This window comes from Psychrobacter sp. AT9, from assembly GCF_047272965.1.
GTDB classification, from domain to species: Bacteria; Pseudomonadota; Gammaproteobacteria; order Pseudomonadales; family Moraxellaceae; genus Psychrobacter; species Psychrobacter glaciei.
Genome location: NZ_JBKOTW010000001.1, coordinates 2,101,883 through 2,117,676, shown reverse-complemented (window position 1 = coordinate 2,117,676; position 15,794 = coordinate 2,101,883). Strand labels below are relative to the sequence as shown.

At 43.1% G+C, this 15,794-nt stretch carries 13 protein-coding genes; 8 read left to right on the top strand and 5 right to left on the bottom strand.

Going from position 1 to position 15,794, the window contains the following annotated elements:
• Positions 1-55 precede the first annotated feature (55 nt).
• The 7 genes from ACMFL8_RS08820 to ACMFL8_RS08790 all read left to right on the top strand — a co-directional run bounded on the left by ACMFL8_RS08820 (position 56) and on the right by ACMFL8_RS08790 (position 11,927).
• Entirely contained in the window at positions 56-1,771 is a 1,716-nt protein-coding gene (locus ACMFL8_RS08820) for an AMP-binding protein (protein ID WP_413190720.1), read from the top strand.
• Between the two features lie 307 nt (positions 1,772-2,078).
• Positions 2,079-2,873, top strand: coding sequence for an SDR family NAD(P)-dependent oxidoreductase (locus ACMFL8_RS08815; RefSeq protein ID WP_413190719.1), 795 nt, complete (start codon positions 2,079-2,081; stop codon positions 2,871-2,873).
• A gap of 130 nt (positions 2,874-3,003) precedes the next feature.
• Positions 3,004-3,573, top strand: coding sequence for a L,D-transpeptidase family protein (locus tag ACMFL8_RS08810; RefSeq protein WP_413190718.1), 570 nt, complete (start codon positions 3,004-3,006; stop codon positions 3,571-3,573).
• 330 nt (positions 3,574-3,903) lie between these two features.
• Positions 3,904-6,501, top strand: a complete 2,598-nt coding sequence (gene clpB, locus ACMFL8_RS08805; protein WP_413190717.1) for an ATP-dependent chaperone ClpB — start codon at positions 3,904-3,906, stop codon at positions 6,499-6,501.
• Between the two features lie 460 nt (positions 6,502-6,961).
• A complete protein-coding gene (locus ACMFL8_RS08800; RefSeq protein ID WP_413190716.1) occupies positions 6,962-8,227 on the top strand; it encodes a PQQ-dependent sugar dehydrogenase in 1,266 nt (421 codons plus the stop codon).
• Between the two features lie 167 nt (positions 8,228-8,394).
• Positions 8,395-10,038, top strand: coding sequence for a BCCT family transporter (locus ACMFL8_RS08795; protein WP_189581353.1), 1,644 nt, complete (start codon positions 8,395-8,397; stop codon positions 10,036-10,038).
• A 233-nt stretch (positions 10,039-10,271) separates the two neighbouring features.
• On the top strand, positions 10,272-11,927 hold the full coding sequence (locus ACMFL8_RS08790) for a BCCT family transporter (protein ID WP_201593414.1): 1,656 nt from the start codon (positions 10,272-10,274) through the stop codon (positions 11,925-11,927).
• A gap of 346 nt (positions 11,928-12,273) precedes the next feature.
• Here the strand turns inward: ACMFL8_RS08790 and ACMFL8_RS08785 are convergent, their stop codons facing one another.
• Positions 12,274-12,774 carry a lactoylglutathione lyase family protein gene (locus ACMFL8_RS08785; protein WP_413190715.1) on the bottom strand — a complete coding sequence of 167 codons (501 nt, stop codon included), beginning with the start codon at positions 12,772-12,774 and terminating at the stop codon, positions 12,274-12,276.
• A gap of 107 nt (positions 12,775-12,881) precedes the next feature.
• On the opposite strand from ACMFL8_RS08785, the gene ACMFL8_RS08780 reads away from it, so the two are divergent.
• Positions 12,882-13,751 (top strand): LysR family transcriptional regulator, encoded by an 870-nt coding sequence (locus ACMFL8_RS08780; RefSeq protein ID WP_413190714.1) that lies wholly within the window; start codon positions 12,882-12,884, stop codon positions 13,749-13,751.
• 64 nt (positions 13,752-13,815) lie between these two features.
• Here the strand turns inward: ACMFL8_RS08780 and ACMFL8_RS08775 are convergent, their stop codons facing one another.
• The 4 genes from ACMFL8_RS08775 to rpsF form a co-directional block, all read right to left on the bottom strand.
• Positions 13,816-14,040, bottom strand: a complete 225-nt coding sequence (locus ACMFL8_RS08775; protein ID WP_010198729.1) for a hypothetical protein — start codon at positions 14,038-14,040, stop codon at positions 13,816-13,818.
• Positions 14,041-14,580: 540 nt separating this feature from the next.
• On the bottom strand, positions 14,581-15,090 hold the full coding sequence (gene rplI / locus ACMFL8_RS08770; protein ID WP_010198811.1) for a 50S ribosomal protein L9: 510 nt from the start codon (positions 15,088-15,090) through the stop codon (positions 14,581-14,583).
• A gap of 20 nt (positions 15,091-15,110) precedes the next feature.
• Positions 15,111-15,341: a 30S ribosomal protein S18 gene (gene rpsR, locus ACMFL8_RS08765; RefSeq protein ID WP_010198808.1), complete on the bottom strand. Its 231-nt coding sequence runs from the start codon at positions 15,339-15,341 to the stop codon at positions 15,111-15,113.
• Between the two features lie 16 nt (positions 15,342-15,357).
• A complete protein-coding gene (rpsF, locus tag ACMFL8_RS08760; RefSeq protein WP_010198801.1) occupies positions 15,358-15,762 on the bottom strand; it encodes a 30S ribosomal protein S6 in 405 nt (134 codons plus the stop codon).
• Positions 15,763-15,794: the final 32 nt, after the last annotated feature.

Here is a 15,794-nt window from a genome sequence, read left to right as displayed (position 1 = left end):
TTACAATCATAAACACCATTTTACCCGTTACCTGCTATTGCTAAAGGATTAGCTTATGAACACCGCCTCCCAAACCACTACGATCGCTGATACAGACGCTTCAGTTACGCCAAAAAATTATACCGATTATTATAATAACTTCGACATGAATACACTGCTGTCAGAAATCTTTGGCGAGCATGTGGATGATCGTTTAAATGCCTATATGGCTTGCTGTGGTCGTCATGTACGTGATGGCCGCGCTGACAATGCCGCGCTAGTACACGAAGATACTGCAGGCAATATAACGCGCATGAGCTTTGGTGAGCTTGATAAAGCGAGCGCTCAAATTGCTAACTTACTACAGTCGTATGGCGTAAAAGCGGGTGATAAAGTGGCGACTATGCTACCACGTACGCCTGAGCTGCTCACTGTGGTATTGGCAACATGGCGCATCGGAGCCGTATATCAGCCGCTATTTACCGCTTTTGGCTATGACTCGATCAAATATCGGATGGACAAGGCCGACACCAAGGTTGTATTTACCAATCTAGATAACCGTAGCAAATTTGAAGATTTGGCTGAACAAACCAAAATGGTACTGGTCGGTAGCGTAGAAGACGCCCAGACATGGGGTGATGATCACTATAACCAGTCTATGGCAGCACAATCGCAAACGATGGAGCCAGTATCCCTCGATACCGATGCGCCATTTTTGCAGATGTTTACCTCAGGCACGGTTGGCAAGTCAAAAGGCGTGAGTGTGCCATTGGCTGCATTACCTGCCTTTTACTTGTATATGCGTTATGCCATTGACCTACGTGAAGATGATCATTATTGGAACATGGCGGATCCCGGCTGGGCGTACGGTCTATACTACGCAATCACAGGGCCTCTATTGCTTGGCGTTACCACATATTTCAATGAAGCGGGCTTTGATGCTGCCAATACACGTGATTTTATGGTGCGTCACAAGATCACCAATTTGGCCTCTTCACCAACCGCCTTCCGAATGATGAAATCTAGCGGCATTTTCGACAATGTTGATGAAGATGCTCATAAGGATACCAATGCCAAGTTATCTCTACGCTGTGCCAACTCAGCAGGGGAAACACTCAACACCGAAGTCGTAAGCTGGGTAGAAACCTATCTAACTTGTCAAGTGAAAGACCAATATGGGCAAACAGAGACAGGCATGACTTGCTGTGCTCATCATGCACTGGCACATGAATGTCCAGTTGGCTCTATGGGTATGGCGTTACCAGGTCATACGCTCGTCGTATTAGATGATGATATGAATGTACTGCCGGATGGTGAGCAAGGGCAATTAGCCGTTGTGGTCAGTCAGTCGCCCGCATTTTATTTTCAAGGGTACAGCTGGAATGAGAAGCAAGCCTTTGCAGATGATTATTACTTAACAGGCGATGTGGTTGAGCGTCATAGTGACGGTAGCTATTGGTTCTCAGGACGTGATGATGACATTATTATTACCGCAGGTTATCGTGTAGGACCTACCGATGTCGAAAATACCGTCTTAGAGCATGAAGCGGTTGCAGAATCAGCAGCAGTTGGCGTGCCAGATGAAGTGCGTGGACATACAATCAAGTCTTATGTGGTGTTAAAAGATGGCATCGAAGGCTCTGAAGAAATCGCTCAGCAAATTAAAGATTTGGTACGCAAGCGTCTATCGACTCATGCTTATCCGCGTGAGGTCGAGTTTGTGAGCGAGCTACCAAAAACCCCAAGTGGTAAGATTCAACGCTTTTTGCTGCGCAGTCTATCTGCCGAATAAGAACGTTTTGCAATATATAGTATTAGGGCGCGTCATCAATTAGCACATGAATACATTTAGTGGTCTTAAAATGGCTAAATTTAGCCAAACATCGTCAGAAATCTTGTCAATATGTTCATATTTACGGCAATGTCTTCCTTGTTTGGCTGCAATTTTCCTCAGTTTAAGCCTCACAATCTAAATGATGACACGCCCTAGATAGTATTTCGTTAAAATAGAGATTCTTTATGATGAGACTATTTAACATAAGCTGATTGACATAGACTAACAATGAAAATATCAAATAATAAATAGTTAAGGAACATTCATGCAAATTCAAAAAAACAGCTTTTTGGTCACAGGTGGTGCATCAGGTTTAGGCGAAGCAGTGGTTCGTGCGTTAGTCGCTCAAGGTGGCAACGTTATTATTGCTGACTTGAATGAATCAGCTGGGCAAGCATTGGTCAACGAGCTGGGAGATAGCGCACGTTTTGTACGTTGTGATGTCACCAGTGGTGAGGAGGTGCAAGCGGCTGTTGCTGTTGCTGAAGAAGCGTTCGGCGCTCTCCACGGCTCGATCAATTGCGCAGGTATCGCTGTCGTACAAAAGCTGCTAGATCGTGAAAACAATCCAGCAGATCTTGAGGCTTTTAGCCGCGGGGTTAATATTAATCTGGTCGGATCATTTAACGTAGCGCGCTTAGTCGCGTCCAGTATTGCCAAGCGCGTGGCTAATGCCAGTGACGTAGAAAAAAGCAATAAAGAAAAGAACATAGATCAAGGTATTATTATTAATACCGCTTCTATTGCGGCCTTTGACGGGCAAATGGGGCAGGCGAGTTATGCATCGTCCAAAGCTGGCGTCGTCGGTATGATGTTACCACTGGCTCGTGAGCTGGCACGTCACGGCATTCGAGTGATGACTATTGCACCCGGTATTTTTGCCACACCAATGATGGATTCGATTCCTGAAAAGGCGCGTGAGCAATTAGAGTCTGGCGTGCCTTATCCCAAACGTTTGGGTGATCCTAATGAATTTGCCAAATTGGTCACCCATATCATCGATAATGCTTATCTAAATGGTGAAGTTATTCGTCTCGATGGTGCCATTCGTATGGTCTAACGGTATTAGCTTCTTATAAAAAAATAAGATTTTCGTGATGTGATTCATGAAGTTTTCACAAAAATTGGCATGGTGCTTTGATATATTATGACTCACTGTTATTGAGCGTTGGTTATAAGGATTAAAGCCTATGTCATTTTTTCTTCCACATGCTAGCAAGCGTGCAAATTGGTTACTGATTGCAATAGGAATTAGCCTTGCTGCTATTATTAGCACTAGTGCCATTGCTGCGGTTAAGCATATTGTAGAAAAAAAGCAACCCATTGCTAATAACGTTATTATCGATAAAGTCTTTGTCGATAAATCTGAACGCCGTTTGCAATTATTGAGCGGCGATGATGTGATTCGTACTTATCATGTTGCATTGGGCGACAGTCCAGTAGGTCACAAGCAGCAACAAGGCGATGAACGTACACCCATAGGCAACTATACTTTAGATTATAAAAATGAAAACTCTATTGCCCATCGCTCCATTCATATTAGTTATCCAAATGCGGCTGATAAAGCGCAAGCCAAATCACTTGGTGTCAATCCGGGCGGTGATATTATGATTCATGGTCAGATGAATGGCTTTGGTCATTTAGCATGGCTCAATCAAAAACGTGACTGGACAGATGGTTGTATCGCCGTGACCGATGATGAGATGGATGAAATCATGGCTGCAGTCAAGGTAGGCACCACGATTGAAATCGTAGAGTAGAGCGATTGAATTTTCGATGACACGGCTTAATTCTATATCAATCAGATAGGGTGTCAGACTCGCTTATTTTATTCTTTGTCGTACTTTTACTCGCCTTCTGCTCGCTTTTTTATAGCACTGCTTTCCTCTTCGTACCTTTTAATTCCTCTTAAAAATACACTTAAATGATATTAATCAATAGTCAATGCTAAATATCATTGCTTATAGTAAGGTTTTATTTGATAATTGGCTTGAAATAAGAACATATATACCTTATATAAATGACAGATAACAGTAGTCGCTAGACTATAAAGCATCTGCTGTAAATACTAATTATAAAAGGATGTGAATATGAGATTTGAGAAATTTACCCAAAAACTGCAATCCGCTATTCAAGAAGCACAAAGCCTAGCATTAGGCCGCGATCATACGGGTATCGATCCTGTGCATCTGCTTGCTGTATTGCTACAAGATGAGTCTAACTTGTCTATTTGCCAACAAGCGGGCGCTTCTATTCCTGCTCTAAAAAATGGCGTGGCAAAGGCACTCGATAATCAAGCAACGATTTCGGAGCCGACAGGTGATGTCAATCTGAATCCAAACTCGGTTAAGATTTTAAATTTAGCAGATCGCCAAGCCCAAAAAGAAGGTGATGATTTTATCGCCACTGAATGGGTGATGTTGGCACTCGCTGAACAAGGCGAAACCAAGAAAATATTCGAAAGCGCTGGCGTGACGGCAAACAAACTAAAAGTCGTGATTGAGCAGCTACGCGGTGATGATACGGTGAATAACCAAAACGCAGAAGATCAGCGTGATGCACTCAATAAATATACGATTAATCTGACGGAACAGGCGGAACTTGGCAAGCTAGATCCAGTCATCGGTCGTGACGAAGAGATTCGCCGTACCATTCAGGTGCTCTCACGCCGTACCAAAAATAACCCTGTGCTCATTGGTGAGCCGGGTGTTGGTAAGACGGCTATCGTCGAAGGGTTAGCCCAAAAAATTATCAATGGTGATGTGCCAGAAGGTTTACGCCGCAAAGAAGTACTGTCATTAGACTTAGGCGCGCTAATCGCTGGTGCAAAATTCCGTGGTGAATTTGAGGAGCGCCTCAAAAGCGTATTGAGCGATTTGGCCAAGCAAGAAGGCAACGTCATCTTATTTATCGATGAGCTGCATACCATGGTCGGTGCCGGTAAATCTGAAGGTGCGATGGACGCAGGTAACATGCTAAAACCAGCATTGGCACGCGGTGAGCTACATTGTGTCGGAGCGACGACACTAGATGAGTATCGCAAGTACATCGAAAAAGATGCAGCACTTGAGCGTCGTTTCCAAAAAGTGTTGGTCGATGAGCCAACGGTCGAAGACACCATTGCAATTTTGCGAGGTCTTAAAGAGCGTTACGAGCTGCATCATGGGGTTGATATTCAAGACAGCGCCATTATTGCTGCTGCGCGTATGAGTCACCGTTATATCACTGATCGTAAGTTGCCAGACAAGGCGATTGACTTAATCGACGAAGCCGCGAGTCGCTTGCGGATGGAGATGGACAGCAAGCCTGAATCGTTAGGTAAGCTTGATAGCCGTTTGATTCAGCTAAAAATGCAGCGTGAAGTGCTCAAAAACGAAGAAGATGCAGGTGCGCAAGCAGAGCGTAAAGCACTCAATGCGCAAATTGAAGAGCTAGAAAAAGAGTACGCTGATCTCAATGAAATTTGGCAAGCAGAAAAAGCATTGGTCAAAGGTAGTCAGCAGCTAAAAGACGAGCTGGATAAAGCCCGTATTGCCTATGACAAAGCCAGCCGCGAGGGTGACTACGAGACCATGAGCAAGCTACAATACGAAACTATTCCGCAGCTAGAGCGCCGTATCACTGAGTCTGATTTGGCAGAACAAAAAGAGCAAACAGGCGAAGGTAGTGGGGTAAAACTGCTACGTAATAAAGTGACAGATAATGAGATTGCAGAAGTGGTTGCCGCTGCGACCGGTATTCCAGTCAACAAAATGATGCAAGGCGAGCGTGAAAAAATGCTGGCAATGGAAGAGAAACTCCATGAGCGCGTCATCGGTCAAGATGAAGCAGTTGAAGCGGTAGCCAATGCGGTACGCCGTAGCCGTGCTGGCTTGTCTGATCCCAATCGTCCTTCAGGCTCGTTCTTATTCCTTGGACCTACGGGTGTCGGTAAGACTGAGCTGACCAAATCATTGGCGAACTTCTTGTTTGATAGTGAAGATTCGATAGTGCGCATCGACATGAGTGAATACATGGAGAAACACAGTGTCAGTCGATTGGTTGGTGCGCCTCCAGGCTATGTGGGTTATGAGGAAGGCGGTGCGTTGACTGAAGCTGTTCGCCGTAAGCCTTATAGTGTGATTTTGTTTGATGAAGTAGAAAAAGCGCATCCTGATGTGTTCAATATCTTGCTACAAGTATTGGATGATGGTCGTTTGACGGATTCACAAGGTCGTGTGGTGGATTTCAAAAATACCGTGATTATTATGACCAGCAACTTGGGTTCGCATAAAATACAAGAAATGGTCGGTGAAAGCTACGAGGATATCAAAGCGGAGGTTATGGACTCAGTTGGTCAGCATTTCCGCCCAGAGTTCGTCAACCGTATCGATGAGATTGTGGTCTTCCATCCGCTTGGTATGTCACAAATGGCAGGTATTGCTACTATCCAACTGGATCGTTTGCGTCAGCGCTTGCATGAGCGTGAGATGGATATCGAGCTATCAGCGGATGCGATGAACAAGTTGGTCGCGGTCGGTTATGATCCTGTGTATGGTGCGCGTCCGCTCAAACGTGCCATTCAGCAAGAGATTGAAAATCCACTGTCATTGAAGTTATTATCTGGTGATTTTGTCGCTGGTGATATCATCAAAGTCGATGTTGGCTCTGATGACAAGCTGACCTTTGATAAGCTAAGAATGAGCTAATCAATTTAGCATTGAAGTTTTTATGAGCTAACTATACTCTCAAAATCAACCCCTTATCTGCGAGCGTAGATAAGGGGCTTTTGCGTTTAGGGGCGCGTTTTGCGCTACTATTCTTTTACTATTTAAATATCAGGACTATGCTATAAATAAGTGACTAGGGTTTGTTGAACATTCAAATATTAGGACTGCTGATCGCTAAAATTGCCCCAAACTAGGCGTAAACCGATGATAATGTCGAGACCTTAGCTAGGTTTGCAACAACATTTGGGGTGATTTTAGCATCAGCCTTTCAGGGCAGGACTATTTTTTGCCAATACATGGCGAAATTGTCTAACCTAGAACGACTATGCATCAAAAATTTCACTGCGTATTGTCTAAAAAATAGCCACTGCCAGTTCCATGTTTGAATGTTCAACAGACCCTAATAATATAAGTGCAAATTGGATAAAGAGGAAAAATGATGACAACCAATATTGAACGTCTAGGCAAACCTTTGACATTGCCGTTAATCATCGCAGCTTTATTGTTCAGCACCTCGGCTTGCTCCAATCCTTCATCGGTAGATACCAGCCCCGATGCGGCAGAATCTAAAGAGACGCAAACCTCTGAAGCCGATGTAAAAGTTAGTGATGCTCAAGTCAGCGTAGACAAGCCTGACTTTTCTACGGCCGAGATTGCAACCTTTGATGAGCCTTGGGCTATGGCTGCATTACCAAGTACAGATAGCAAATCTCCTAGATTGCTGGTGACACAAAAAACAGGCGAGCTGTTTATTGTAGATACCGCGACGGGTGCCAAAACGAGGGTCGAGGGTGTTCCCGAAGTCGCTTATGGTGGCCAAGGTGGATTGGGAGACATCATAGTAGCACCAGATTTCGCTACTTCTAATACAGTGTATCTCAGCTATGTGGAAGCAGACACGGGAGGTGACAGCAATACATTTGGTGCCAAAGTCATCAAGGCAACGCTCTTAGGACTAGAGACAGATACGCCAATGTTACAAGTCATTGCGCCAATCTGGGAGCAATCTCCAAAAGTAAAAGGGCAAGGACACTATAGCCATCGATTGCTGTTTTCACCTGATGGACGCTATCTATATATTAGCTCAGGCGAGCGTCAAGAAAAAACCTCAGCACAAGATATGAGTGTCAACTTGGGTAAAATTATACGCCTAAATGCTGACGGCTCTATCCCAGCAGACAATCCATTTTTGGACAATACGAATGACATCGCCAAGCAGTTTTGGACGATAGGTCATCGTAATGTGCTTGGCATGACATTTGATGACAGTGGACAGCTTTGGGCACATGAAATGGGGCCAAGAGGCGGCGATGAATTCAATCTCATCGAAAAAGGTAATAATTATGGCTGGCCAGTTGTGTCCAATGGACGCAATTACTCAGGTATTGATATCCCTGATCATGACACCAAGCCTGAGTTTGCTGCACCCAAAATTACTTGGACGCCAGTCATATCTCCATCTTCCATCAGCATATACGCGGCGGGTAGTCATAATGACTTTCCTAGTTGGCAAGGCAATGCGCTGATTAGTGGCTTATCTTCTAAGGCACTTATCGTAGTCAGCTTCAATGAAGGCAACACCGCTGCTGAACGCTATCGCTACGATATGGGCGAACGTATCCGCAGTGTGCTGGCAGTAGATGGGCAAGTGTGGGCATTGGAAGATGGTAATGGGGGGCAATTACTTAGACTACTGCCTAAGTAATATCGTAATAAAACCAATTTTGATTTTATATTTATGTAGTTATTCTAAAAAAAATTGTTAAGTCTTTTAGAGTAAATTAAAGGTTTTATCAAGTTTTATTTTGTAATTGATTGATAGTTAAGGCCTATTTTGTTAAGGTAATGTTCCTTGAATTTTGAGACTTGCACATGGAAGAAGTAAAAGTAGGCAGATTAGGACCTTTTCCACGGGTGAGTAAACCTGTGTTTATAACATCGACGTTGTTAATTGTCGGATTTATTATTTTTGGCGCTTTGTTTACGGAAACAGCAGGGGCGCTTTTTAGTTTTTTACAAAATTTTATTACTGACAAGTTCGGTTGGTTATTTATTATCCTAGTCAATACAGCGCTTGCCCTCTGTATTTACTTAGCAATGAGTCGCTATGGTGATATTCGGCTAGGCAATCAAACGGAGCGACCACAATACAATCTGTTTTCGTGGATTGGTATGTTGTTTTCTGCAGGTATTGGTATTGGTCTAGTCTACTGGGGTACAGCGGAGCCGTTGTATCACTTTATGGCACCACCAATGGGCGAGGCCGAAACGGTAGCAGCTGCAAAGCAAGCGATGAATATCTCATTTATGCATTGGGGATTACACGCTTGGGCCATTTATACGATTGTGGCGCTGTCTTTAGCCTATTTCCATTTCCGTCGTGGCTTGCCATTATCGATTCGATCAACCTTATATCCTTTGCTCGGCAAAAGAATTTACGGCCGATGGGGACATACTGTCGATATCTTGGCCGTGTTTGGTACGATGTTTGGTGTGGTCACCTCGCTCGGGCTTGGGGTGATGCAGATCAATTCTGGACTCGAAAAGCTGTTTGGTACGCCTAACAGTCTTACGGTTCAGTTTGGCTTGATCGCTTTCATTACAGCGCTTGCAGCGGCTTCGGTCTTGATGGGTCTAGATAAAGGTATTAAGCGACTTAGTGATATCAATATTGGTTTCACCATCGTCTTATTGGCGTTTATGGTTATTTTAGGGCCGACACTTTTCATTTTTGATAGCTTTATTGAAAACATCGGCAACTATCTGACAGTGATTGTTCCTTTAGGTACGTGGGGCGAGTCTTATAGTGGAACGGATTGGCAGAGTGGTTGGACGATATTTTATTGGGCATGGTGGGTTAGCTGGGCACCATTTGTTGGTATCTTTATTGCCCGTATCTCTCGTGGTCGTACGATTAGAGAGTTTGTACTTGGTGTACTACTCATTCCTATGATGATTTTGTTTTTCTGGTTTACGACCTTTGGTGGCGTTGCTGTTCACATGGAGCTTGCCTCTGCTGTGTCTGGTATCAGTCCAGGATTGGTTGAAGCGGTACAAGCAGATACTGGTAGTGCGATCTTTAAATTGGTTGAGTACTATCCATTAGCAAAACCGATTACGCTACTGATTGTAGTGATGATTATGCTGTGGTTCGTAACCTCATCAGACTCAGCCAGTTTTGTCATTGACATGTTGACTGCTGGTGGCGATACCAATCCACCAAAAATACAGCGCTTGTTTTGGGCAACCACAGAAGGCGTTATCGCAGCTATCTTGCTGGCGGCTGGTGGACTGTCTGCCTTACAAGCAGCGGCTATCGTAGCAGGACTACCATTTGCCTTGGTGATATTCGTCATGATGTATGCATTGTTACGTGGTCTTAGTCGCGATCGCTTGATTCTATATCGAGCGCAGCAGCAATTTATCACGGATGAATCAGCAGACCATAATTCAGCGAACGAATTCGTTGATGAGCATTTGCTAAAAGGGCCACCCAAGATAGTGAAAGGTGACTAATAAGTAAAATAGTCATGTGAGCTGTTTCAATAGGAGCCCTAATTTATTCGTAAATTGGGGCTTCTTTATTGGATAAAGATATTTAAATTTATTCAGTATAAATTCGAATTGTTGAAAATTATTACCGAAGTGTTACTACCATTTCTATACATTTGGCAGTGTTTACAAAGCGTTATATTTGATAATTCGTTCATACCTTGGTATGGTTACGCACTTTTTTTGGGGATATACTTATGGATCATGTAAAAGTTGGCCGATTAGGCCCTTTTCCGCGGGTAAGTAAACCTGTATTTTTGACTTCAGCGATTTTGATACTTGCCTTCATTATCTTTGGGGCATTATTCAACGAACAAGCAGAAGTGGTGTTTAACCAAGCAAAAGCATTTGTCTCTTTACGCTTTGGCTGGTTCTTTATTGTGGTGGTCAATTTAACGTTGGTCATGAGTATTTATATGATATTTAGCCGCTATGGCGATATCAGACTTGGTCATCAGAATGAGAGACCAGAGTACAATCTGGTTTCTTGGATTGGTATGCTGTTTTCAGCAGGTATCGGTATTGGACTGCTTTATTGGGGCACGGCCGAGCCGCTGTATCATTTCATGGCTCCACCATTAGGCGAGGCGGAAACAGTCGCCGCTGCTAAGCAGGCAATGAACATCTCGTTCCTGCATTATGGTCTACATGTATGGGCGCTCTATGGCATGGTCGCGCTATCCTTGGCTTATTTTCATTATCGAGTAGGGTTGCCATTGGCTATCCGCTCCACCTTGTATCCAATATTGGGTAAAAAAATCTACGGTGGTTGGGGTCATACGGTCGATACGCTTGCCGTATTTGGTACGATGTTTGGGGTAGTGACCACGTTAGGTCTTGGTGTTTTACAGATTAACTCTGGTCTTGAGACATTGTTTGGTGTGCCCAATAATATTACGGTGCAGATTATTTTGATCGGCTTTATCACTATGCTAGCAGGGTTATCCTTGTTCATGGGACTAGATAAAGGCATTAAGCGTCTTAGTGATACCAATATATTCTTCACGGTGATATTGCTCAGTTTTGTGATTATCTTTGGGCCTACTCAATTCATCTTTAATAGTTTTGTAGAAAATATCGGCAACTATTTGCATGAAATTGTGCCATTAGGTCTGTGGACAGAGTCTTATAGTGGAGAGGAAAACTGGCAATCCTCATGGACGATTTTTTATTGGGCATGGTGGATTAGTTGGTCACCATTCGTTGGGGTGTTTGTTGCCCGTATCTCTCGAGGTCGCACCATCCGTGAGTTCATATTAGGGGTATTATTAATTCCTATCACGATTTTATTCTTGTGGTTTACTGCCTTTGGTGGTTCTGCGGTGAATATGGAGCTGATGGCAGCGGCAGATCCTAACCTTGTCAGTCCGGGTCTTATCGAAGCCGTTAAAGCGGATACCGGGAGTGCCATCTTTAAATTGATGGAGTCTTATCCACTAACAGAGGCGGTCAACCTACTCATTGTAGTCATGATTGTACTGTGGTTTGTGACCTCATCAGATTCAGCCAGTTTTGTTATTGATATGCTGACCTCAGGTGGTGATACCAATCCACCGAAGATTCAGCGTTTGTTTTGGGCAGGTGCTGAAGGCGTTATCGCCGCTGTATTATTGGCAGCAGGTGGTTTAAGTGCACTGCAAGCGGCTTCTATTGTCTCAGGCTTTCCGTTTGCTATTGTGATCGTCGTGATGATGTATTCATTGCTACGTGGATTGAGCCGAGATCGTTTGATACTGTATCGTAATCAGCAATGGTTCACCACCGAAGAATCAGCAGAGCACAATTCTGCTAATGAATTCCGTGATGAAGACCTACTTACAGGTCCACCAAAAATCATAGACTCCAATGATTAACACGCTTTAGATATTTGCTAAAAATCCCAGCCTTGTGCTGGGATTTTTTATGCCGATATATTTTTATGTTTTCAAATAAGCGGAAACTCGTTACATACATTCATCTTTTACGTAAACGATTGCTTCAGTGCTATACAGTTAAAGTATAGTCAGTGAAAAGTAATATCGATACATCAGCAGTATCGTAGTGTTTTTGAGGTATTTTGACTATAATTTAAAGTGAGCACAAGGCAATTGAGCATAGGTAGATTACTGATAGACAACGCACGCAAATAAAAATAGCGCACTCAGGTTATGAGTACGCTATTGGTTTTTCAATCAGATATAAGCCAAATTTATACTGAACTTAGTATGCGCCTTCGCTATAGATAAGCTCGTAGCTGTGGCTGTATATCTCAACGATGTTACCGAACGGATCTTCCATATAAATCATACGGTAAGGTTTTTCACCGGGGTAGTAGTAGCGTGGTTTTTCCATACGCTTTTTGCCACCTGCTGCAACCATACGCTCAGCCAGCTCTTCAACATTTGGATCTTGAACACAGAAGTGGAAGATACCAGTTTTCCAGTATTCAAAGTTGTTTTCAGGATCTTCTTGATTTTTAAATTCAAAAATCTCAACACCGATACGGTCACCAGTCGATAGGTGCGCAATACGGAAGCTGCCCCAACCAGAACCGAATACTTCAGTACACATTTCACCAATCGGACTGTCATCTTCAACAATCTCAGTTGGCTCCATGATGGTGTACCAACCCATCACTTCAGTATAGAATTTTACGGCAGCGTCCAAATCAGGGACTGACAGACCGATGTGCGAAAAGCTTCTTGGATAAACGTTTTTCATAGCTTGTGCTCCTGTTTGCTGTACTCTTGTTTAACGTGAGGCCAGTATACAAACGCACCGTCATTATGTAAAATTATCAAATATTATATAAATAAGTATGAAATGTAATGATGAATATCACATGGTTGCGTACTTTCTGTACGCTCGCTGAAGTTGGTCACTTTACTCGTACGGCTGAACGTCTATATATGACGCAGTCTGGTGTGAGCCAGCACATACGTAAGTTAGAGGAGCAGTTGGATACGGACTTGTTGATTCGTCAAGGAAAGCAGTTCTCATTGACCAATGCAGGTGAGCAGCTTTATAAAGAAGCAGGCGAGATATTGCAGCGCTTATCAAATCTAGAGCAGCGAATCGGTGAGGATCCACCTTATGAAGGATTGGTGCGGTTGATGTCACCGGGAAGTGTCGGACTTAAGCTATATCCAAAGCTGTTGACGCTACAGCAGCAGCATCCAAAATTGGTGATTGATTATCGCTTTGCACCCAATGCTGATATCGAGCGGGCGCTTGCCAATCATGAAATTGATATTGGTTTTATGACGGATATCTCAGATGATGAGACAGTCAGTTGCCAGCCCATGGCGCAAGAAGCGTTGATACTGGTGACGCCAGCGAGCACGGTAGAGCCTAGCTGGGAGCAGCTCATCGAGCTTGGATTTATTGATCATCCAGATGGTGCCCATCATGCAGGCATGCTACTAACTGCTAATTATGAGCAATTCCAACATATCAATGACTTTGATAAAAAAGGCTTTTCTAATCAGATAGGTTTAATCTTAGAGCCCGTTAGTAGAGGAATAGGCTTTACCGTGTTACCTGCACACGCAGTGGCCGCTTATCCAAAGCCTGAGCTTATTAACAGTCACTATCTGCCCGTTGCCGTTAGCGAGACGCTATACCTTGCGCTAAGACGGCAGCATGCGCTCTCTAATAGGGTGCATACAGTCATTGAGGAAGTAAAAAAATGGCTATAAAGGTATGACAGGCGTATACAAATTTTTTTAGGCAAAATATACAAATACGGAAATGAGGATTTTACTAAGCTATTTTATCAAACCAAGCCTTGGTGCTTTGAGCAGTCATAGAGTCGAAGCTCACATAAATTCCTTGTTCATCTAAAGTGGCATACCAATGATCATCGTTACTACCAGTTAGCAACTGAAAGTACTTATTGTTAACGATTCTACCTACGGTATAGATTTCGCCTTCTAAATAAAAATCATTACCTTGTGTGCAGAGTAATTTATCGTCAGTGCTTATCATATGATTCTATCTCATTCATAAAAAGATAAAACGATAATACCAACTTAATCAGTAATAATAAAGAGGCTTTGATAAGGAGTATCTTATTGTTAAGTATATGTTTTTTAGCTTATTTGTTGCTGAAACATATCATTATAAAAGTGGGTGCAATAGTAAGCGATTGAGCACACAAACTTAAGCATATAAGCTAATTCATATTAAGGTCAGTTCAAGATGATTTATATTCAGAGAGGGCGAGTGGAAGTGCCATAAATAGTAGACTGAGCGAGCCTGACACCATATCGGATTTACATAGAACTGATTATAAACACTTTTTAATAGTCAATGTTTTAGACGTGATAAGCTTTCGATTATATAAAAAGTCAATAAAAATGACGTTTCAATGTCGCACAAGCATCAGACGCTAGGATCTATGAAGTGTTGGCTGAGTCATTGGATTAAGAGATTGAGCCGATGTGTGCGCTGAATGAATTGACATAAAAAAAGCCAGCAACACAAGGTTGCTGGCTTTTTATAGACTGAGTCTAACTATTTCAAAGATTACTCTTCAGAATAGTTGTCATTCTCGTCTGTAGCTTCTTCAGCTGTATCTTGGTCATCGCCATCTTCAGATAGGATAGTGACTAAGATGCTAGCAGTAACGTCATGATGTAGTTGAATATCAACATTATATTCGCCCACTTGACGTAGTGTGCCTTCAGGTAGCTTGATTTCAGCACGGTCTACTTCTAGACCTGAGTTAGTCAATGCTTCAGCGATATCACGAGTACCGATAGAGCCGAATAGCTTGCCTTCGTCACCTGATTTAGCACGCATGATAACATTAACGTCAGTCAATGCATCAGCACGTTCTTGAGCAACAGCTACTTCTTTTGCTTCTTCAGCTTCAAGTTCGGCACGACGTGTTTCGAACTTTTCAATGTTAGCTTTATTAGCAGGTAGAGCTTTGCCCAATGGGATAAGAAAGTTACGTCCGTAACCTGGTTTTACATCGACAGTTTCACCGAGTTTACCAAGGTTGACGATACGCTGTAACAAAATAATTTGCATGAGTCATTCCTAGTTAACGGTTAACCCTGATGGTTATCAGTGTATGGAAGTAGCGATAAGTAACGAGCTTGCTTGATAGCAGTAGCTAGTTGACGCTGATATTTAGTAGATGTACCGGTAATGCGGCTTGGTACGATTTTACCATTATCACTGATATACTGTTTTAGCAATTCAACATCTTTATAATCGATGTGAGTGATGCCTTCAGCAGTGAAACGGCAGAATTTGCGACGGCGATAGAAACGTGCCATGAGTATTCTCCTTTAATTAGTCTTCACTGTTGTCGTTGTCGTCATTATCGTTTTCACGACTGTCTGGACGACGAGTAGTTGCTTTGCGTGCGCGTTTTTCATCGGCATTCTTGGCTAACTGCGACTCTTCAGTGACAGCGTCGTCACGGCGCATAACTAGACTACGAATGATCGCGTCGTTATAACGGAATAATTCTTCAAGTTCAGCCAAAGTCTCACCGTCAGTTTCAATGTTGAAAAGAACGTAATGAGCTTTGTGAATCTTGTTGATTGGGTAAGCCAGTTGACGACGGCCCCAATCTTCTAAACGATGGATAACACCGTTGTTGTCTTGAACTAACTTGATATAGCGTTCAACCATGCCGACCACTTGGTCGCTTTGGTCTGGGTGTACAATTAACACCAGTTCGTAATGTCGCATTATGACTCCTTACGGATTAGTAGCTATTAACC